The sequence below is a fragment of the Methylocystis rosea SV97 genome, from assembly GCF_000372845.1.
Classification (GTDB): domain Bacteria; phylum Pseudomonadota; class Alphaproteobacteria; order Rhizobiales; family Beijerinckiaceae; genus Methylocystis; species Methylocystis rosea.
Map to the genome: position 1 here is coordinate 475,629 of NZ_KB889963.1, position 18,549 is coordinate 494,177.

Sequence of the window (18,549 nt, forward strand, 5' to 3'; positions counted from 1 at the left end):
ACGTCACTCGTGTCCGAACGTTTCGTCGAAAGAATAGCCAGCGCCGCGCACCGTGCGGATCGGATCCTTCTCGCGGCCGCGGATCAGCGCCTTGCGGAGCCGTCCGACATGGACGTCGACCGTGCGCTCGTCGATCTCCGCCGACATGCCCCAGACGCTGTCGAGCAGCTGCGCCCGCGTGAACACGCGTCCGGGCTTCTCCATAAAATATTCGAGCAGCCGGAATTCGGTCGGACCGAGGTGGATTTCGCGACCGGATCGGCGCACGCGACGGGTGTCGCGGTCGAGGTCGATATCGCCGAGCGTGAGCCGTGAGGCCACGCGCTCGGGCCGCGCCCGGCGCAGCAGCGCGCGCACCCGCGCCATCAGCTCCGGAGTCGAAAACGGCTTGACGACATAATCATCGGCGCCGACCGAAAGGCCGCGCACGCGCTCGCCTTCCTCGCCGCGCGCGGTCAGCATGATCACCGGCATGTCTCTGGCGCTGTCCCGCGCCCGCAGGCGACGGCAGATTTCAAGTCCCGAAACGCCCGGCAGCATCCAGTCGAGAATGACGAGATCGGGCGGCGACTCGGCGAGCCGCAGCTCGGCTTCATCGCCATTGTCGACATGCTCGACCTGATAACCTTCCGCTTCAAGGTTATACACGAGCAGCGTCGCGAGCGACGTCTCATCCTCGACGACGAGGATTCGCGGCGCCCGATCGCTTTTCCCGCTCCGCTGTAGGACCGCGGACGACACGTCGCTCATTGCGCCGCCTCATCCTTCACGCCGAAGTCGGGAGCGCGCGTTTTTGGCCGCTCCGTGGGCATCGCTTCGCCGGTGACCAGATAAACGACCGTCTCCGAGATGTTGGTCGTGTGATCGCCGATCCGCTCCAGATTCTTTGAGCAGAACAGGAGATGCGTGCAGAAGGAGATGTTACGCGGATCCTCCATCATGAAGGTGAGGAGATCGCGGAACACAGAATCCTCCAGCGCGTCGAGATCGGAATCGTTCAGCCAGACCGCGCGCGCCCGCTCGGTGTCGCGCAAGGCGTAGGCGTCCAGCGCGTCCTTGAGCTGCATCGCGGCGATTTCGTGCATCGACTTCAAACCGACGATCGCGCGCGGCACGCGCGCCTCCGACACGATCTTGAGCGTTCGCTTGGCGATGTTCTTGGCCAGATCGCCGACGCGCTCGATGTCGCCGGAAATGCGGATCGCGGCGATGCATTCACGCAGATCGACCGCAAGCGGCTGCCGGCGCGCGATGGTGAGAATGGCGTTCTCCTCGATTTCGCGCTGCAACGCGTCGAGACGAGGATCGCTGGAGACGACGCGGTGGGCGAGGTCGACGTCGAAGGTCGACAAGGCGTCCATCGCCTCCGCCAGCATTTTCTCCGCGACGCCGCCCATTTCAGCGATGCGACGTCCCAGGGCTTCAAGGTCCCGGTCGTAGGATTTAACAGTATGATCGCTCATGAGCGCCGTCCTTGAATCGCGGGTTTAGCCAAAACGGCCGGTGATGTAGTCGAGCGTGCGCTTCGCTTGGGGCTTGTTGAACACGTCGTCCGTCTCGCCGAATTCGACGAGCTCGCCGAGATACATGAACGCCGTGTAATCAGAGACGCGCACCGCCTGCTGCATGTTGTGGGTGACGATCGCTATGGTGTAGCGGCTGGCCAATTCGTCTATTAGCTCCTCGACCTTCGCCGTCGAAATCGGATCGAGCGCCGAACAAGGTTCGTCAAACAGAATGATCTCCGGCTGCACCGCGACGCTGCGCGCGATGCAGAGTCGCTGCTGCTGTCCGCCTGAAAGGCCGAGACCGCTGGTGTGAAGCTTGTCCTTGACCTCGTCCCAAAGAGCGGCGCCGCGCAGCGCGCCTTCGACGCGCGCGTCCATATCGGCGCGCGGCAATTTCTCGTATAGCCGAATGCCGAACGCGATGTTCTCATAGATCGACATTGGAAAGGGCGTCGGCTTTTGGAACACCATGCCGATGCGCGAGCGCAAGGCGTTAATGTCGATCGCCGGATCGAGAATATTCTCGCCGTCGAGCAGCACCTCTCCCTCGGCGCGCTGGCCGGGATAGAGATCATACATGCGGTTCAAGACGCGCAGCAGCGTGGACTTGCCGCAGCCCGAGGGGCCGATGAAGGATGTCACCTTATTGGCGTATAAGGGCATGGTGACGTCTTTGAGCGAACGCGACTCGCCGTAAAAGAAGTCGAGATTCCGCATTGAAACCTTGGTCAGCGGCGCCTTTACTTGAGCAATTTGAGCAGCGGCGTTCATTTCGAGTTCCTCCGCCCGGCGCTGAGCGCGCGGGCCGCGATCGAGAGAGCGAGAACAGCGACAGTGATGAGCAGCGCGCCGGTCCAGGCGAGCTGCTGCCAATCCTTGTAGGGCGACAGGGCGAACTGAAAGATGACGACCGGCAGGCTGGCCATCGGCGCGGTGAGGTCGCTGCTCCAGAACTGGTTGTTGAGCGCGGTGAAGAGCAGCGGCGCCGTCTCCCCAGAGACGCGCGCCACAGCGAGCAACACGCCGGTGATCAGTCCAGCCTTGGCGGCGCGATAGGCGACCTTGGCAACGACATGCGCACGGGGCGCGCCGAGCGCCGAAGCCGCCTCGCGCATCGAACCGGGCACAAGCAGCAGCATATCCTCGGTGGTTCGCACGACGACAGGGACGACCAACAGCGCCAGCGCCACGGCGCCTGAGATCGCCGAGAAGTGGCCCATCGGATGCACCAAGATGGTGTAGACGAAGAGGCCGATGACGATCGATGGCGCGCTGAGCAGGATATCGTTGATGAAGCGCACGATCATCGTCAGCTTCGTATAGCGTCCATATTCGGCCATGTAAGTGCCGGCCAGCATGCCGAGCGGCGTGCCGATGGCGACGCCGATGATCGTCATGACAAGCGATCCGGCGATGGCGTTGAGAAGGCCGCCCTTGCTGCCGGGCGGCGGCGTCATTTCGGTGAAGACCGCCGGCGACAGACCGCGCACGCCCTCGTAAACGAGAGAGCCGAGGATCAAGGCCAGCCAGGAAAGGCCGAACACAGCGGCCACCCAGCACAGCGTGGTGGCGACTGAGTTGGCGCCGCGGCGTGAAGCATAAAGCGACATGAGCTCGTTCTTTCTTACGCCGACTTCTGCTCGATGCGCATCAGCATGTAACGCGCCAGAGCGAGAACGAAGAAGGTGATGACGAAGAGGATGAGGCCAAGTTCGATCAGCGCCGAGGTGTAAAGATCGCCGACCGCTTCGGTAAACTCATTGGCGATGGTCGCCGAGATCGTCGTGCCGGGCGCGAGCAGCGATCCGGAAATCTTGTGCGCGTTGCCGATGACGAAAGTGACGGCCATTGTCTCGCCGAGCGCGCGGCCCAGGCCCAGCATCATGCCGCCAATCACGCCGACGCGCGTGTAAGGGACGACGACATAGCGCATCACTTCCCATGTCGTGGCGCCGATGCCCCAGGCCGCTTCTTTCAGCACCGGCGGCACGGTCTCGAAGACGTCGCGGGAGATCGAGGCGATGAAGGGCAGCACCATGATCGCAAGAATGAAGCCCGCCGTCAGCATGCCGATGCCGTAAGGCGGACCGGCGAAGAGCGTCGAGAAAAACGGAATGTCGCCAAAGGCCGATATCAGCGCCGGCTGCACATGCGATTGCAGAAAAGGCGCCAGCACGAAGAGGCCCCAGATCCCGTAGATGATCGAGGGGATGCCGGCGAGAAGCTCGATCGCGACGCCGATCGGCCGGCGCAACGCATGCGGACGAGCTCGGTAAGGAAGGTGGCGACGCCGAGGCCGACCGGCACCGCGATCACCATGGCGATGATTGATGTGACGAGCGTCCCATATATCGCCGCCGCGGCGCCGAAGTTCTCGGTGACCGGGTTCCAGGCCTGGGACGTGAGGAAGCTAAAGCCATATGCCTGCATCGCCGGCCAGGAGCCGTGGACCAGTGAGACGATGACGCCGCCCAGGATGATAAGCACGACGACGGCCGCCGCGCGCGTCACCTGATAAAACACTCGATCGACCAGCGCGATGCGCGCCAGCACACGCGTGCGATCTATGATAGCAGACCGCGAGGCTTGCTGCTCCAAAGCTACATCTGACACGTCGCCCGCTCCATTCAATTCACGCCGGCTCGGCTCGATCGACAGCATTTCACCCGCTCCCGGCGCCGCTCCTCGGCGTCATGACCTTCCCGACGACAGCATGAAACGGCCGTCGGGATCTATTCGCGATCAGCGCCGTCCGGCTAATGCGACAGGGGTTTGCCGTCGGCGCTCTTTACATTCGCCCAGCTCTTCTTGATGAGCTCGACCACCGGCTTCGGCATGGGAATATAGTCGAGCTCCTCCGCCATCTTGCCGCCATTGGCGAAAGCCCAGGAGAAGAATTTGAGCGCCTCGGCCGCATCGGCTTCGGACTTAGGCTCCTTGGGCAGCAAGATGAAGGTCGCCGCCGTTATCGGCCACGCCTTGGCGCCCGGCTCATTCGTCAGAATTTCGTAGAAACCCTCGGCATGCGACCAGTCGGCGCCGGCGGCCGCGGCCTGGAAAGTCTCCATGCTCGGCGGGACAACCTTGCCGTCCTTATTGACCATCTTGGTATAGGTAAGCTTGTTCTGCTTGGCGTAGGCATATTCGACATAGCCGATTGCGCCTTTGGTGTTGGCGACGTTGTTGGCGACGCCTTCATTACCCTTGGCGCCGATGCCGACCGGCCATTCGACCGATGTGTTCTCGCCGACCTTCGACTTCCAGTCGGGCGAAACCTTCGAGAGATAGTTCGTGAAATTGAAAGTCGTTCCCGAACCGTCCGAGCGATGCACGACGACGATCGGCTGCGACGGCAGCTTCGCCTTCGGATTGAGCTTCTTGATCGCCGCATCGTCCCATTTGGCGATTTCGCCGAGGAAAATTTTCGCGACGGTCGCGCCATCGAGCGTGAGGTCGCCGCCGGCGACGCCTTCGAGATTGATCACCGGCACGATGCCGCCAATCACTTGCGGCCACTGAACAAGACCCGCCGCCTGAAGCTCCTCGGCCTTGAGCGGCTGGTCCGACGCGCCAAACGTGACGGTGCGCGCCTTGACCTGCTTGATGCCGCCGCCCGACCCGATGGACTGATAGTTAAGGCCATTGCCGGTATCCTTCCGATACGCCTCGGCCCATTTGGCGTAGATCGGGTAGGGGAAGGTCGCGCCGGCGCCGGAAATGTCGATGGCGGCGGCGGCGCCGCACATGACGGCGAGCGCCAGCGCCGCGCCAGCGCCGCGCCTGAAAATCGTCGAGATCATTTGAAGGTCTCTTTTGCTCGAGAACGGACTTGCGATGCGCCCCGCGTCATCGCGCGGCAGAAACTACTGGTCCGACAACAGCTTTTTGTGACGAAAATATTACAGTATGATGACAGTGAATACACTTACATTTTAAATACTTATATATATTAGGCTGAATCGCTCGCCGGCAGAATGACGCGAAACAGCGTTCCCTCGCCAAGCGCGGACTCGATCCCGAGCCGGCCGCGGTGGCGCAGCACGATATGTTTGACGATGGCGAGGCCAAGTCCCGTGCCGCCTTTGGCGCGGCTCTTGCCCGCGTCGACCCGGTAGAATCGCTCCGTCAGGCGCGGAATATGCTCCGGCGCGACTCCCGGACCATAATCGCGCACCGAGAGAACGACGAGCGTCCCCTTACGGACCAGCGAAATGTCGATGGGCTTGCAGCCGCCGTCGTCGCCGCACCCATATTTCAGGGCGTTCTCGACAAGATTCTCAATCACCCGGGCAAGCTCGTCCCGATCTCCAGGGGCGACGACGTTCGGCTGCAGATCGAGATTGATGGCGACGCCCCTGTCTTCGGCCATCTGTGACAGCGTGTCGACGATATGCGCGACGAGCAGCGTGAGATCGACGGGCGTGGCGGGCCGCAGATGCATGTGCTGCTCGATGCGCGAGAGCGACAGCAGATCGTCGACGAGGCGGGCCATCCGCTGCGCCTGCTCGCGCATGATGCCGAGGAATTTGTTGCGGGTGACGGCGTCCTCGCGCGCGGGACCTTGCAAGGTTTCGACAAAACCCAGCAGCGAAGCGAGCGGCGTGCGCAACTCGTGGCTGGCGTTGGCGACAAAGTCGACGCGCATGCGCTCGACGCGCCGGGATTCAGTCAGATCGCGCAGGCTCACGACGGCGGCCGGCTCGAACCCTTCGATTTGCATTGGCGCGACATGCGCTTCAAACCAGCATTCCACCGGCAGACGTTCGACCCAGACGGTCTTCTCCGTCTCGCCTCCGGCGAGCACGCGCGCCACAGCGTCGAGCATGTCCGGCGAGCGAAGGCTGCGGGAGAGCGGTTCGCCCGACCGAATGGCCGGCGAGAGCGCCTGCGCCGCGGCGTTGACGGCGATGACATGAGTCTCGGAGTCGATAACGAAGATCGGCTCCGGGAGTGCGTTGATGATCGGCGCGAGGAGATCGATCGCCTGATCGCGCCATTTGAGCCGCTGGGTTGACAGCGTCACCGCGACGGGTCCGGCGCCGCTCAATTCGAACGCTCTTCCAGGATGCGCGCGATCGCATCCCGCAGCGTCCCCCAGCGGCGCGCGCCCTCGTCGGCGCCCAGAAGCGCAAGCGCGACGACGAATGGAAGAAAGTAATAGATTATGCGAAACAGAAGCAGCGACGCCAGAATGCTTTCATGCGAAGCCGCCGGAATAGCATGCAGCATCGTCGCCTCGAAGACGCCGATGCCGCCGGGAGCGTGACTGATCACGCCCAGGATGCAGGCGACGACATAGACCGCGACGAAGGGCACAAAGTCCAGGGGGACGCCCTCGGGAAGCAGCACATAGAGCGCGCCAGCGGCGCAGCACAGGTCGGCGACCCCAAGCGCGAACTGCGCCAATGTCGGGACGAAACCCGGCAGCTCGAGAGCGTGGCCGCGAAGTCGAATACTGCGGCGATCAACCGTCACCCAGGCGAAATAAAAGAGCACGCCTGCAAGTATGAGCACGCCCGGAATGATGTGAAGGAAAGCCGGCAAGCCGTCCAGCGTCTCGAGCGCGTCCGCGCCATAGATGAAGCCTATGCCCATCACCAGCGTCATCCCAAGCCAGAACGTGACGCCGGCGAAGACGGTGATGTTGGCGACTTGCAGCGCGTTCAACGCGACGCGCGAGTAGATCCAGTAGCGCACGGCCGCGCTGGTGATGATGGGAAATCCAAGGTTGAACGAAATGGCGTAGCTTGCGAAGGAGGCGAGCGCAGCGACCCTGTAAGGCGCACGCGTTCTCATATGATAGAGCGCGACGACGTCGTAACCGGTCAGAAAAAGATAGGAGAGCGCCGAAAGGGCCAAGGACGCGAGAATCTGCGCGCCGCTGGTCGCGCGAAAAGCGTTCAGCAGATCGGCGTAGCTGAGGCTTGAGAGCGTTCGGCCCAGAATATAAGCGGCCAGCGCAAAGACGGCGAGACTGGCCGCCACGCCCAGCGCACTGAGCGCGCCTCGCGGCAGCCGCGCACGCAGCGACTCAAAAAATCCGCCGCTTGCTTGTGGCCTCACGACGGGCAACCCCGGCGTCGTGGCTTCGAACACGTCGTTATCGCGCGAGGTCACGCCGCCCTCGCGCCCAACGCTCGGATCTCGGAGCCCTCAATGCACAACCCTCATCATCTCGCTTGAAGCTTGCCTTTGTCGTCTTGCAAGCGTCATCCGGTTCAATCCCTCGATCATGTCATGGCGATGACTGGCATGGCGATGACTAGCACGATCTCAGTCGCGCGCGCCTCTCAAAAGGTTGGCGCTCGGCGATCGGACGTCAAGTCTGCGCCTGCTACTCAAAGGCTGAAGCGTGACCGATCGTCCTGCGCCTTAGGCGCAAATCTTGACCTGCGAGGCCGGTGAACTAGCTGCCTGCGGGGAGGCGGGAGGCGGAAAGCCTGTAAGAGGAACGATCCATCATGCACATGATCCCGAAGGAAATGCAGGCCTGTATCGACGCCTGCCTGAACTGTTATCAGATGTGCTTCGGCATGGCGATGACCCATTGCCTCGAGGAAGGCGGCGAGCATGTGAAGCCCAAACATTTCCGCGCGATGATCGCCTGCGCCGATATGTGCCGCAACAGCACGCAAATGATGCTGATGAATTCGCCGCTGGCCAAACAGATGTGCGCGCTTTGCGCCGAGGCTTGCGAAACCTGCGCCAAGGAGTGCGATCCGATTCCGGACATGAAGGAATGCGCCGACGAATGCCGTCGCTGCGCCGAAGAATGCCGCAGAATGTCCAAACAAAAAATGGCCGCATAATTTACTGCGAATAGCTTGCGACCGGCTTGGCGGCTATTTGCCGCCAAGCCCCAAAATATAGCTCGCCAGCGAGTCGATCTCTTCTCGGGCGAGAATGATGTTGGGCATGTTCTTGTGCGAAGAGCGCAGGAAAACTTTGAGCGACAGTTCCGTCGTCGAAGGCATGTTGGCGACATCGATAAAGCGCGGGGCCTTGGGATCCGGGCTCTTGGCCTCTGCGTCGGCGCCAACCGCATGGCATGAGGCGCATTCGGCTTTGGCGATTTGCGCGCCGGTCGTCGGATCCGCGCTCGCGGCCATCGCCGGCGCCGCGATGAAGACCAAGCCCAAAGACAGCGCTATCCTCATTGCCTTACTCCTCGCCGTTGAGATCCTCGGGACGCGGCTGCAACATGATATTATAGCCGGCGTCGACAAGATGGACTTCGCCCGTCACGCCGCCCGACAGCTCCGACAGCAAATAAAGCGCCGAGCCGCCGATTTCATCAAGCGTGATCATCCGGCGCAATGGACAATGCTTTTTTTGAAAGGCGCCCATTGCCCGCGCGCCCGTGATGCCGGCGCCCGCCATGGTGCGCACCGGGCCAGGCGACAGCGCATTGACGCGAATGCCGCGATCGCCGAAGTCGGCGGCAAGATAGCGCACCGATGAATCGAGCGCCGCCTTCGCCACGCCCATGACGTTGTAATTCGGCATGACATGCGTGCCGCCGCCGAAGCTCACTGTCAGCAGCGATCCGCCGTTCTTCATCAGCGTCGCGGCGCGCCGCGCAGCTTCGGTAAAGGAAAAACAGGAAATGACGAGCGTGCGAATGAAATTCTCGCGCGAGGTGTCGGCGTAGAGTCCCTTCAATTCGCTTTTGTCGGAATAGGCGATCGAGTGGACGAGAAAATCCATATCGCCCCAGTCGTATTCGAGACGGGCGAACACCTGATCCACCGTCGAAATATCCTCGGCGTCGCACGGCAGCACAAGGTTCGACCCGAGCTCCTGCGCGAGCGGCTTGACGCGCTTGCCGAGCGCCTCGCCCTGATAGGTGAATGCGAGCGTCGCGCCGTGGCGCGCAAGAACGCGCGCGATGCCGTAGGCGATCGAATGATCATTGGCGACGCCCATGATGAGGCCGCGCTTACCCTGCATGAAACCGGTTGAAACTGTCATATGGCGATTGTCATCGTAGGAGAGATCGAAAGTTTGGGCCTAAGCCTATCGAAGATAGCAGACGAGCGAAGAAGAACGGACGCTATGGGCCGGCCGTATCGGCGATTGACAAGCCCGGCCATGACGCTCGCTGTTGCGGACTTACGCGTCTGGATGCTTGAACACCAATGTCGCATTGGTGCCGCCGAAGCCGAATGAGTTGGACAGCACCGCGCCGAGCTTCACATTGTCGCGGCGCGCCCGCATGATGGGCATGTCGGCGAAATCCGGATCGAGCTCTTCGATATTAGCGCTCTCGCAGATAAAGCCGTTCTGCATCATCAACAAGGAATAGATCGCCTCCTGCACGCCCGTCGCGCCGAGCGAATGGCCGGTCAGGGATTTGGTCGCGGCGATCGGCGGACATTTGTCGCCGACGCCGAACACTTCGCGCAGCGCTTCGATTTCCTTGGCGTCGCCGACGGGGGTCGCCGTGGCGTGGGGGTTGATGTAGTCGATCGGGCATTTCACCGTCGCGAGCGCCTGCCGCATGCAGCGCACCGCGCCCTCGCCCGAGGGCGCCACCATGTCATGGCCGTCAGAGGTCGCGCCGTAGCCCGCGATCTCGCCGTAGATCTTCGCGCCGCGCGCCTTGGCGTGTTCGAGTTCTTCGAGCACCAGCACGCCGGCGCCGCCGGCGATGACGAATCCGTCGCGATTCTTGTCATAGGCGCGCGAAGCCGTCGCCGGCCGATCATTGTAGGAGGAGGACATCGCGCCCATGGCGTCGAAAAGGACCGAGAGCTCCCACTCCAGCTCCTCGCAGCCGCCCGCGAAGATCATGTCCTGCTTGCCGTATTGAATCAGTTCGTAGGCGTTGCCGATGCAGTGATTGGACGTGGCGCAGGCGGACGAGATCGAATAGTTGACGCCCTTGATCTTGAACCAGACCGCAAGCGTCGCCGAAGCTGTCGAAGACATGCTTTTCGGCACGGCGAAGGGACCGACGCGTTTGGGACCCTTGGTGCGTGTGATATCGGCAGATTCGACAAGCGTGTGGGTCGAAGGGCCGCCGGACCCCATAATGATTCCCGTGCGCTCGTTGGAGATTTCCGCTTCGGTCAGGCCAGCGTCGGCGATCGCCTGATCCATGGCGACATGATTCCACGCCGTGCCGGTCGCATGGAAGCGCATGGCGCGGCGATCGACGATCGTCGAGGGGTCGAGCGTCGGCATTCCGTAGACCTGCGAGCGGAAGCCGAGTTCGGCGTATTTATCCGCGCGCGAGATGCCCGACTTCGCCTCGCGCAGCGAAGCGATCACTTCCTGGGTGGTGTTGCCGATCGACGACACAATTCCCATGCCGGTGACGACGACTCGTCTCATTGTCCAACTCCTTGGCGGCGCTTTCCCGCGCCTTTTCTGTGCGCGTCAGGCGGCGGCCGGCGCCTCGGCCTTGGCGAGCCCGACCTTCAAATCCTTCGCCTCATAGATGCGCTCGCCGTCGGCCGCGACCCAGCCGTCAGCGATGCCGAGCACAAGCTTGCCCTTGAAGACGCGCTTAAAGTCGATGCCGTAGGTCACCTTTTTCACGGTCGGGCGAACTTGCCCGCTGAATTTCACCTCGCCGACGCCGAGCGCCATGCCGCGTCCCGGATTGTCGAGCCAGGCGAGATAGAAGCCGACCATCTGCCACAGCGCGTCGAGCCCAAGGCAGCCGGGCATCACCGGATTGCCCTTGAAATGGCAGTCGAAGAACCAGAGGCTCGGCTTAATGTCGAGTTCGGCGCGCATGTAGCCTTTGCCGTGCTCGCCGCCGTCTTCGAAGATCTCGGTGATCCGGTCGAACATCAGCATCGGCGGCAGCGGCAGCTGCGCATTTCCCGGGCCGAACAGCTTCTCCTCGCCGCACGCCAGTAAATCCTCGTAGCCGAATGAGGAGCGCCTTTCGCTCATCGTCCCTTATTCCTCGCGTTGGAGCCCTTGAAGGCCCATCCTCCCCAAGCGCCCTCAAAAGGCGCGCCCTTATCTTTTTGCGCCGCCAGCGGCGCCGCTCTTTGGGCGAAGCGATCCGTAACATAGCCTCGCCCGGGCCGGAAGCGCCGTCGCAAGCAGGGTCGCAACGCCCGAGCGGCGTTGAATTTCCCGCCATTCCCCCTATGATGCCATGGAGAAAACCGCGAGAGTAGAAAACCGCGAGCCGCTGCAATGGACGCCGAGCCAATTTCGACCGTTCCGCCAGACTCTGCGCCCCGCAAGCCGGTCGCAGAGTTGCTGGGCGACGCCGGGCTGCGGCCCACCCGCCAGCGACTGGCGCTCGGCGAGCTGCTGTTTGGTCAAAGCGGCGATCGTCATGTGACGGCGGAGCGGCTCTATGAGGAAGCCCTCGCCGCCAATCTCTCCGTGTCGCTCGCGACCGTGTACAACGCGCTTCACCAATTCACCCAGGCGGGCTTGCTGCGGGAGATCGCCGTCGACGGCGCCCGGGTGTATTTTGACACCAACACCGCCGACCACCATCATTTCCTCCTCGAAGACGACGGAGAGCTGTACGACATCGCCGGCGCGAATGTCTCGGTCTCCGATCTTCCCCAGCCGCCCGACGGTTTGCGGGTCGCACGCGTAGATGTCGTGGTGCGTCTTCGCCGCGCCTAAGCCCGCCCTATAATCTAAAGACGACAAATTTCGAAGCAGCTCGACGTCGCCCACAGGGCCGTAGAGATCTCTTCGAAAACCAGGGTGGGGCGAGGAGCAATGTCGCAGCGGGCGACCGAACAGGAATCCGAGATCACCTACGCGCAGTTCAAGGCGCTTGCCAATTCCATACCGAATCTTGCTTGGATGGCGCGACCGGACGGCTGGGTGTTTTGGTACAATGACCGGTGGTACGAATATACCGGCACGACTCCCGAGGAGATGGCGGGATGGGGTTGGCAATCGGTCCATCATCCGGACGTGCTGCCCAAAATGCTGGAGCGCTGGACGCATGCGATCCAGCACGGCGAATTCTTCCAGATGATTTTTCCGCTCAAGGGCGCCGACGGGCTCTATCGACCGTTCCTGACGCGCATCGAACCGCTGCGCGAGAACGGCGCCGTCGTCGGCTGGTTCGGCACGAACACCGACGTCACCGAACAGGAACGCGACCGCGAACGCCTGCAGCTTCTGATCCACGAGCTCAACCATCGCGTCAAAAATACGCTGGCGACGGTTCACTCGATCGCGTTGCATTCGTTGCGCGAGTTGAAGCAGAATTCGGTGGAGCTCTTTGAGAATCGTTTGCTGGCGCTTGCCGCCGTCCATGACGTGCTGACCCGTGAAAACTGGACGAAGGCGCAGGTCGACGAACTCGTGCGTACTGCCATCGCCCCTGCGGGCCAGGAGAATTTCGACGTTTCAGGACCGCCTGTCGACGTCTGCCCGCGCATCGCGGCGGCCCTGGCGATGACGCTGCATGAATTGTGCACGAACGCCGTCAGATACGGATCGCTCTCGGCGCCGAGCGGACGGGTCGCCGTCGACTGGGGCGTCGACTCGGCGCGCCGGACGCCTATGCTCCATCTCGTCTGGCGCGAGCACGGCGGGCCGGCGATCTCCCCTCCGTCCGATAAAGGATTTGGCATGCGATTGATCGAGAGGACGCTCGCTTCCGAAGCAGGCGCTCAAGTCTCGGTCAAATTCCCGCCTGAAGGATTGCGATGCGCAATGGACATCCCCCTCACAGTGGAAATGCTCAAATGAGTGAACCGCGTATCCTCATCGTGGAAGACGAGGCGGTCATCGCCATGGCCCTCGAGATGTTCCTCGAGGAGCTTGGCGCGCGGGTCGTCGCCACTGCGGGCAATGTGCAGGACGCCCTGCAAAAGGCGACGAGCGAAGATTTCGATTTCGCCTTTCTCGACATCAACCTCAATGGCCAGAAGGCTCATGTTCTCCCCGGCGTCCTGGAGCGCCGGCGTAAGCCCTTCGCCTTCGTGACGGGTTATGGCGAGCAAGGCGTGCTCGAGGCGCATGCCGATGCGCCGGTCGTCACCAAGCCCTTCAGTCGGGACGCCATTTCGACGGCGCTGGAAGCGCTTAAAAGCCGTCTGCCGGCTGACCCCTCCGCATGATTATTCGAATTTCTCGCCCGGATAGACGCCCCAGAGATTTTCCTGCTCCATGTAGCCGTCAAAGCCCTTGCCGGCGATGCGGCACCATTTGCCGTCGCAACTGCGCAAATTGCCGATGACGCCGGGGCCGAGCTTGGCCGCGGGCGTCGAATGATCGGCGGCGACGAGCAGTTGTGGCTCCTTTTTCCACGGCGCAACCAAGGCGGTGCGCCGTCCAGAGAGCAGCGAGTGCAACACCCAGCCTTCGGCGCCTTCGGAATCGCGGATCTTGCGCCAGGTTTCGAATTCGGCGGTGATCTCGACGGGGAGCGCCGCGCGTTCGTAGATCCAGAGGGTCGGATGTTCCTTGCTCGGCCCCTCGCGAACATTGACCCGATCCGATTTGAGGCTGACGTAGCGGGGCAAGGGCAAGCCGCTCACCGGGCCCTTCTGCGGCTCCTGAGCGCCGGCGTGCGCTGCGCAAAAAACCGCGCAGACGAGCGCGGCGAAAAACCCGCGGCGACGCTTTTGGAAAAGTTCCTGAGCGTTTGAGAAAGCTGCCGAAACTGGCTCAGATTCTGCATTTATTCGCGACATGATGGACTGATCGCTCGCTTGTCTTTGGCCCGTCATCTGCTAGGAAGTCGAATGCGTCCGCCGAGGAGGCGTATTGGTTTTGTCGCTGACCGTCGTTAAGACCCGGTTGAAGCCGGCGAAACACGCCGGCGTCTTTTCATCCGCCGCGGCGACGCGGCGAAGCTCATAGCGCAATCGCAGAAACGCTGCTGCAACACAACATAAACGCGGAGGCACGACCAGGGATATGCCGAAAAAGAAGCCGCTCGTTGTCGTGTCGCGCCGGCTGCCCGAGGTCATCGAAACCCGCATGTGCGAGTTGTTCGACACGCGCCTCAACGAAAGCGACAAGCCGCTCACTCATGATGAACTCGTCGAGGCCATGCGCACGGCCGACGTGCTGGTGCCAACCATCACCGACCGTATCGATTCCCATCTGATCGCCCAGGCCGGCGAGCAAATGAAGCTGATCGCCAATTTCGGCAATGGCGTCGACAATATCGACGTCGCCTCGGCGCTCGATCGCTCCATCACCGTCACCAACACGCCCGGCGTTCTGACCGAAGACACGGCCGACATGACGATGGCGCTGATCCTTTCGGTGGCGCGTCGTCTCGTCGAAGGCGCGAGCGCCATTCCCGACGGCGCTTGGGCGGGCTGGTCGCCGACCTGGATGCTCGGCCACCGGATCACCGGCAAGAGGCTCGGCATCGTCGGCATGGGCCGGATCGGCCAAGCCTTGGCGCGGCGTGCGAAAAGCTTTGGACTTTCAATCCACTACCATAATCGCCGGCGAGTCTCGGCCGATCTCGAAGAGCAATTGGAGGCGACCTATTGGGAGTCGCTCGACCAGATGCTGGCGCGAGTCGACGTCGTGTCGATCCACTGTCCGCATACGCCAGCCACCTATCACCTTCTCTCCGCCCGCAGGCTGGCGCATCTGCGTCCGCACGCCATTCTGATCAACACCGCGCGCGGCGAGATCGTCGACGAGAACGCGCTGGTGCGCATGCTTGAAGCGGATGAGATGGCCGGCGCCGGCCTCGACGTCTTCGAGCATGAACCCGCCGTCTCTCCCAAATTATTGAAGCTCGCCAAGGCCGGGAAAGTCACGCTGCTCCCGCATATGGGCTCGGCGACGATCGAAGGCCGCATCGATATGGGCGAGAAAGTGATCATCAACATCAAAACCTTCATGGACGGCCACCGCCCGCCTGACCGCGTCCTGCCGAGCATGTTATAAGGCGCTGCGCCGCGGGCCGGGACCGCCTGGCGCGGGTCGCTTTATGGGGAGGATGATTGACGCGATGAACAGGATTTTGCTCGCCCTAGCCGCCTCGCTCTGCGCCGTCGCGCTCGCCTCCGGGCCTACCGACGCCAAGAGCGCGAAGAGCGCCAAGCCGCCTCAGGGCGCGGAGCAGAAGCAGCCGGAAGAAGAAAACAAAGAGACGGGCGGACTTCCGCGCTATCAGCCGTTCCCGCACAATCAGAATTTCGTGCTCAAGGAGATCAACGGCAAAGCGCCGCCGGTGGAGATGTGGATCTCGATCGATTCAACGGGCCGCGCCAACGGTTTTTCGGGCTGCAAGAACTGGTCGGGCATCTTCATCATCGGCCCCAACCGGCTCGGACCCCGCACCATGCCGGCGGTCAACGAACGCAAATGTGAAGGCCCGCTCGCCGCCTTCGAGCGCGACTATTGGGCGGTCCTGCTCTCGGGCCCCTATTGGGACACCAAGGGCGACGACCTCATCCTGAAGGGCGCGCAGGGCGGCGTGCTGCATTTCCAGCGCTCGCTGTAAAACCGGTGCGACGGCGGCCCGGCGCTCGCGCGTTGAGCGACATTTCCGAATAGGCTCTCAAGACTCGGACCGCGACTCTGGCGTCCCGATCAGGCCTTCGGCCTGTCGGGAGCAAGCGGCGACGTCGGCGATTATTTCACCGGCGACGCGAGCAGCGGACAGGGCGCCTCGTGCAGCACACGCTGCGTCGTCGAGCCGCGCAGCGCCTCCAGCAGGCCCTTTCTGCCACGCGTCGGCATGGCGATCATGTCTGCCTTAATCTCCTTCGCGTAGGAGAGAATGGTTTCGACGACGGGGCCGCGGCGCAACTCGATGTGCGGCAGCAGCCCTTCAAAAAGCGGCAGATCTTCGCCGACATGCAGCAGCATGACGTCGGCGGCCGGGTTGAGACAATGCGCGACTGCCGCGACGTGGCGGAAGGCGTCGAGCGGCGAGACCGTCGCCTCGACCGGCATCAGCACCGTATTGAGCGAGACGGCGCCCGTCTCGCGGTCGACGAAGCCTTTCTGGTCCTCGCGCAGGAACAGCGCCGGCACATGCGTCTCGCGCGCCGTTTCCTCCGCGACTGAGCTGGCGAGCAGCCGCTCCAGAGCGCTGCGCGGCCGGGTCATCATCACAAGAAGATCGCACAGGTGCCGCTCGACGTAGGCGGTGACGCCGACGACGGGCGACTCCGATTCAACCGACGCTTTGACGAATTTAACGCCGAGCTGCTCGGCGACGTCCTCACGCGTCGCGGTGGGCGCAATCATCTTCCAGCGCGCCAGCATCTCGCGCACCTGCGGAAAGCGGCTCCAATCGTCCTCCTCGGTCTCGGGCGCTTCGATGTGCAGAATATGAAACATGCTCTTACAGGTCACGGCGATGCGCAGCGCATGTGCAAAGGCGTCCTGGCTTGCGAAGGAGAGATCGGTGGGATGGACGATTGATTTGGGCGTGTCGCCATTCATCTGCGTTTGCTCCTCTATCCCTTCGCAAAACTATACGCGGCTGCGCGCCTGGCAATGATCAGCTTCGCCGCAGGCTAAATTTGTTCCTTGAGCGCCTTTTGGACCTCTTCGACCAGTTCGGCTTCCGGCACGGCGTATTGGGCGGGGCGAAGCGCCTTCCATTGCTCGTTGGTGGCGATATTGGCGGCGGCCTTCGCGCCGGCGACGAGATCCTTGATGGTGACTTCCCCTCGCGCCTTTTCGTCGGAGCCCTGGATGATCGCAAGCGGGCTGTTGCGCCGGTCGGCGTATTTCATCTGCGCCTTCATGCCGGCCGCGCCGAGATAGATTTCTGCGGCGATCCCGGCGCCCCGCAGCTGCGCCGCCATCCGCTGATAGTCGGCGAGCCTGTCGCGATCGAGCACCAGCACCACCACCGGGCCAACATGCGGACGCGCCGAGACGATGGGGCTGCCGATGAGCTTTAAGGCCGCGAAGAGCCTTGAAACGCCGATCGAGAAGCCGGTCGCCGGCGTATTTTCCGATCTGAAACGCCCGACGAGACCGTCGTAGCGTCCCCCGCCCCCCACGGAGCCGAAGCGCACGGGATTTCCCTTCTCGTCTTTCGTTTCAAAGGTGAGGTCGGCCTCGAAAACGGGGCCGGTGTAATATTCAAGGCCGCGCACGACGGAGGGGTCGATGCGGATGCGATCCGGCCCAAAGCCAGCGTCGCGCGCGAGATCCTCGATTTCCAGAAGCTCCTCGGCGCCCTGAGCGCCGACTTCGCTCTTGCCGAGCAGGCCGAAGAGATCGAAAGGCGGCGCGCCGTCCCGATATTGCCCACCGAGGCTGAAGGACAGGATCGTGTCGATCGCCGGCAGAGGAAGCCCCGCTCCCTTGGTGAAATCCCCGCTGTCGTCCTTGCGGCCCTCGCCCAGCAACTGCCGGACGCCGTTGGGGCCCAGCCGGTCGAGCTTGTCGATGGCGCGCAGCACGACGAGGCGGCGGCCCGCGTTCTCCTCGCCGGCAAGGCCGATCGACTGCATCACGCCGTCGAGCACCTTGCGGCTGTTGATCTTGATGACGTAATCGCCGCGCGCGATCCCTAAGCGCTCCATGGCGTCCGCGGCCATCATGCAGATCTCGGCGTCGGCGGCCGGCGAGGCGGAGCCGACCGTATCGGCGTCGAACTGCATGAACTGACGAAACCGCCCCGGCCCCGGCTTCTCGTTCCGGTAGACATGGCCAACGCGATAGGATCGATAGGGCTTTGGCAGCCGGTCGAAATTCTGCGCGACGAAACGCGCCAGCGGCGCGGTCAGGTCGTAGCGCAGCGACAGCCATTGCTCGTCGTCGTCCTGAAAGGAAAAGACGCCCTCATTGGGCCGATCCTGATCGGGCAGGAACTTGCCGAGCGCGTCGGTGTATTCGATCGCCGGCGTCTCGAGCGCTTCGAAACCGTAGAGCTCATAGACCTCGCGGATGACGTCGAGCATCCGGCCCGTGGCGGCGAGTTCGCCGGCCTCGCGGTCGGCGAGCCCGCGCGGCGTGCGCGCTTCGACTTTGGTTTTGTTTTCTTCTTTTGACATCCCAGACCTGTTCCGATGCGCGCGCCGCTCTCCCCTTTAGGGCCGGGGTCGCGCCGAAGCGCGGGGTGCGGTGAGCCGCCGCGATCGGGGAATCCGCCCCCTCC

20 protein-coding genes and 1 pseudogene are annotated in these 18,549 nt (G+C 62.8%); 6 read left to right on the top strand and 15 right to left on the bottom strand.

Going from position 1 to position 18,549, the window contains the following annotated elements; translation table 11 throughout:
* Positions 1–3 precede the first annotated feature (3 nt).
* The 8 genes and pseudogenes from phoB to A3OO_RS0102595 form a co-directional block, all read right to left on the bottom strand.
* Positions 4–750 (bottom strand): phosphate regulon transcriptional regulator PhoB, encoded by a 747-nt coding sequence (gene phoB / locus A3OO_RS0102560; RefSeq protein ID WP_018406263.1) that lies wholly within the window; start codon positions 748–750, stop codon positions 4–6.
* Positions 747–1,463, bottom strand: coding sequence for a phosphate signaling complex protein PhoU (phoU, locus tag A3OO_RS0102565; protein WP_026222626.1), 717 nt, complete (start codon positions 1,461–1,463; stop codon positions 747–749). The genes phoB and phoU overlap by 4 nt, the downstream gene beginning before the upstream one ends.
* A gap of 24 nt (positions 1,464–1,487) precedes the next feature.
* A complete protein-coding gene (gene pstB, locus A3OO_RS0102570; RefSeq protein ID WP_018406265.1) occupies positions 1,488–2,279 on the bottom strand; it encodes a phosphate ABC transporter ATP-binding protein PstB in 792 nt (263 codons plus the stop codon).
* Positions 2,276–3,118, bottom strand: a complete 843-nt coding sequence (gene pstA / locus A3OO_RS0102575; protein ID WP_018406266.1) for a phosphate ABC transporter permease PstA — start codon at positions 3,116–3,118, stop codon at positions 2,276–2,278. Before pstA ends, pstB begins: the two co-directional genes overlap by 4 nt.
* A 14-nt stretch (positions 3,119–3,132) precedes the next feature.
* A pseudogene (pstC, locus tag A3OO_RS20995) lies at positions 3,133–4,121 on the bottom strand (phosphate ABC transporter permease subunit PstC).
* Between the two features lie 143 nt (positions 4,122–4,264).
* Positions 4,265–5,308, bottom strand: a complete 1,044-nt coding sequence (pstS, locus tag A3OO_RS0102585) for a phosphate ABC transporter substrate-binding protein PstS (protein WP_018406269.1) — start codon at positions 5,306–5,308, stop codon at positions 4,265–4,267.
* Between the two features lie 149 nt (positions 5,309–5,457).
* Positions 5,458–6,555, bottom strand: coding sequence for an ATP-binding protein (locus A3OO_RS0102590; RefSeq protein WP_018406270.1), 1,098 nt, complete (start codon positions 6,553–6,555; stop codon positions 5,458–5,460).
* A complete protein-coding gene (locus A3OO_RS0102595; protein WP_018406271.1) occupies positions 6,552–7,625 on the bottom strand; it encodes a lysylphosphatidylglycerol synthase domain-containing protein in 1,074 nt (357 codons plus the stop codon). The genes A3OO_RS0102590 and A3OO_RS0102595 overlap by 4 nt, the downstream gene beginning before the upstream one ends.
* 344 nt (positions 7,626–7,969) lie before the next feature.
* Here A3OO_RS0102595 and A3OO_RS0102600 point away from each other — a divergent pair, with 344 nt between their 5' ends.
* Positions 7,970–8,317, top strand: coding sequence for a four-helix bundle copper-binding protein (locus tag A3OO_RS0102600; protein ID WP_026222627.1), 348 nt, complete (start codon positions 7,970–7,972; stop codon positions 8,315–8,317).
* A 33-nt stretch (positions 8,318–8,350) separates the two neighbouring features.
* Here A3OO_RS0102600 and A3OO_RS0102605 read toward each other — a convergent pair whose 3' ends face one another.
* From A3OO_RS0102605 to fabA, 4 genes are all read right to left on the bottom strand, one after another.
* Positions 8,351–8,665, bottom strand: coding sequence for a c-type cytochrome (locus tag A3OO_RS0102605; protein WP_026222628.1), 315 nt, complete (start codon positions 8,663–8,665; stop codon positions 8,351–8,353).
* A gap of 4 nt (positions 8,666–8,669) precedes the next feature.
* On the bottom strand, positions 8,670–9,479 hold the full coding sequence (gene fabI / locus A3OO_RS0102610) for an enoyl-ACP reductase FabI (RefSeq protein WP_026222629.1): 810 nt from the start codon (positions 9,477–9,479) through the stop codon (positions 8,670–8,672).
* 141 nt (positions 9,480–9,620) lie between these two features.
* Positions 9,621–10,844, bottom strand: a complete 1,224-nt coding sequence (gene fabB, locus A3OO_RS0102615; protein ID WP_018406275.1) for a beta-ketoacyl-ACP synthase I — start codon at positions 10,842–10,844, stop codon at positions 9,621–9,623.
* 45 nt (positions 10,845–10,889) lie between these two features.
* Positions 10,890–11,414 carry a 3-hydroxyacyl-[acyl-carrier-protein] dehydratase FabA gene (gene fabA, locus A3OO_RS0102620; protein WP_018406276.1) on the bottom strand — a complete coding sequence of 175 codons (525 nt, stop codon included), beginning with the start codon at positions 11,412–11,414 and terminating at the stop codon, positions 10,890–10,892.
* A 252-nt stretch (positions 11,415–11,666) separates the two neighbouring features.
* Here fabA and irrA point away from each other — a divergent pair, with 252 nt between their 5' ends.
* From irrA to A3OO_RS0102635, 3 genes are all read left to right on the top strand, one after another.
* Positions 11,667–12,113, top strand: a complete 447-nt coding sequence (gene irrA / locus A3OO_RS0102625) for an iron response transcriptional regulator IrrA (protein WP_018406277.1) — start codon at positions 11,667–11,669, stop codon at positions 12,111–12,113.
* Positions 12,114–12,212: 99 nt separating this feature from the next.
* Positions 12,213–13,199: a sensor histidine kinase gene (locus A3OO_RS0102630; RefSeq protein WP_018406278.1), complete on the top strand. Its 987-nt coding sequence runs from the start codon at positions 12,213–12,215 to the stop codon at positions 13,197–13,199.
* Positions 13,196–13,570 (top strand): response regulator, encoded by a 375-nt coding sequence (locus A3OO_RS0102635; protein WP_018406279.1) that lies wholly within the window; start codon positions 13,196–13,198, stop codon positions 13,568–13,570. The genes A3OO_RS0102630 and A3OO_RS0102635 overlap by 4 nt, the downstream gene beginning before the upstream one ends.
* On the opposite strand, the gene A3OO_RS21000 is transcribed toward A3OO_RS0102635, so the two are convergent.
* Positions 13,571–14,182: an SH3 domain-containing protein gene (locus tag A3OO_RS21000; RefSeq protein ID WP_018406280.1), complete on the bottom strand. Its 612-nt coding sequence runs from the start codon at positions 14,180–14,182 to the stop codon at positions 13,571–13,573. It lies immediately after the preceding gene.
* 190 nt (positions 14,183–14,372) lie between these two features.
* Here A3OO_RS21000 and A3OO_RS0102650 point away from each other — a divergent pair, with 190 nt between their 5' ends.
* Both A3OO_RS0102650 and A3OO_RS0102655 read left to right on the top strand, forming a co-directional pair.
* Positions 14,373–15,368: a 2-hydroxyacid dehydrogenase gene (locus A3OO_RS0102650; protein WP_018406282.1), complete on the top strand. Its 996-nt coding sequence runs from the start codon at positions 14,373–14,375 to the stop codon at positions 15,366–15,368.
* Positions 15,369–15,432: 64 nt separating this feature from the next.
* Positions 15,433–15,927, top strand: a complete 495-nt coding sequence (locus tag A3OO_RS0102655) for an META domain-containing protein (RefSeq protein ID WP_196404716.1) — start codon at positions 15,433–15,435, stop codon at positions 15,925–15,927.
* Positions 15,928–16,058: 131 nt separating this feature from the next.
* On the opposite strand, the gene A3OO_RS0102660 is transcribed toward A3OO_RS0102655, so the two are convergent.
* Entirely contained in the window at positions 16,059–16,877 is an 819-nt protein-coding gene (locus A3OO_RS0102660) for a universal stress protein (protein ID WP_018406284.1), read from the bottom strand.
* A gap of 74 nt (positions 16,878–16,951) precedes the next feature.
* Positions 16,952–18,445: a histidine--tRNA ligase gene (hisS, locus tag A3OO_RS0102665; protein WP_018406285.1), complete on the bottom strand. Its 1,494-nt coding sequence runs from the start codon at positions 18,443–18,445 to the stop codon at positions 16,952–16,954.
* Positions 18,446–18,549 lie beyond the last annotated feature (104 nt).

Bases quoted from the DNA above. Each gene is read 5' to 3' on its own strand.
- phoB (WP_018406263.1), bottom strand. From the start codon at position 750: ATGAGCGACGTGTCGTCCGCGGTCCTACAGCGGAGCGGGAAAAGCGAT.
- phoU (WP_026222626.1), bottom strand. From the start codon at position 1,463: ATGAGCGATCATACTGTTAAATCCTACGACCGGGACCTTGAAGCCCTG.
- pstB (WP_018406265.1), bottom strand. From the start codon at position 2,279: ATGAACGCCGCTGCTCAAATTGCTCAAGTAAAGGCGCCGCTGACCAAG.
- pstA (WP_018406266.1), bottom strand. From the start codon at position 3,118: ATGTCGCTTTATGCTTCACGCCGCGGCGCCAACTCAGTCGCCACCACG.
- pstS (WP_018406269.1), bottom strand. From the start codon at position 5,308: ATGATCTCGACGATTTTCAGGCGCGGCGCTGGCGCGGCGCTGGCGCTC.
- A3OO_RS0102600 (WP_026222627.1), top strand. From the start codon at position 7,970: ATGCACATGATCCCGAAGGAAATGCAGGCCTGTATCGACGCCTGCCTG.
- A3OO_RS0102605 (WP_026222628.1), bottom strand. From the start codon at position 8,665: ATGAGGATAGCGCTGTCTTTGGGCTTGGTCTTCATCGCGGCGCCGGCG.
- fabI (WP_026222629.1), bottom strand. From the start codon at position 9,479: ATGACAGTTTCAACCGGTTTCATGCAGGGTAAGCGCGGCCTCATCATG.
- fabB (WP_018406275.1), bottom strand. From the start codon at position 10,844: ATGAGACGAGTCGTCGTCACCGGCATGGGAATTGTGTCGTCGATCGGC.
- fabA (WP_018406276.1), bottom strand. From the start codon at position 11,414: ATGAGCGAAAGGCGCTCCTCATTCGGCTACGAGGATTTACTGGCGTGC.
- irrA (WP_018406277.1), top strand. From the start codon at position 11,667: ATGGACGCCGAGCCAATTTCGACCGTTCCGCCAGACTCTGCGCCCCGC.
- A3OO_RS0102630 (WP_018406278.1), top strand. From the start codon at position 12,213: ATGTCGCAGCGGGCGACCGAACAGGAATCCGAGATCACCTACGCGCAG.
- A3OO_RS0102635 (WP_018406279.1), top strand. From the start codon at position 13,196: ATGAGTGAACCGCGTATCCTCATCGTGGAAGACGAGGCGGTCATCGCC.
- A3OO_RS21000 (WP_018406280.1), bottom strand. From the start codon at position 14,182: ATGACGGGCCAAAGACAAGCGAGCGATCAGTCCATCATGTCGCGAATA.
- A3OO_RS0102650 (WP_018406282.1), top strand. From the start codon at position 14,373: ATGCCGAAAAAGAAGCCGCTCGTTGTCGTGTCGCGCCGGCTGCCCGAG.
- A3OO_RS0102655 (WP_196404716.1), top strand. From the start codon at position 15,433: ATGAACAGGATTTTGCTCGCCCTAGCCGCCTCGCTCTGCGCCGTCGCG.
- A3OO_RS0102660 (WP_018406284.1), bottom strand. From the start codon at position 16,877: ATGAATGGCGACACGCCCAAATCAATCGTCCATCCCACCGATCTCTCC.
- hisS (WP_018406285.1), bottom strand. From the start codon at position 18,445: ATGTCAAAAGAAGAAAACAAAACCAAAGTCGAAGCGCGCACGCCGCGC.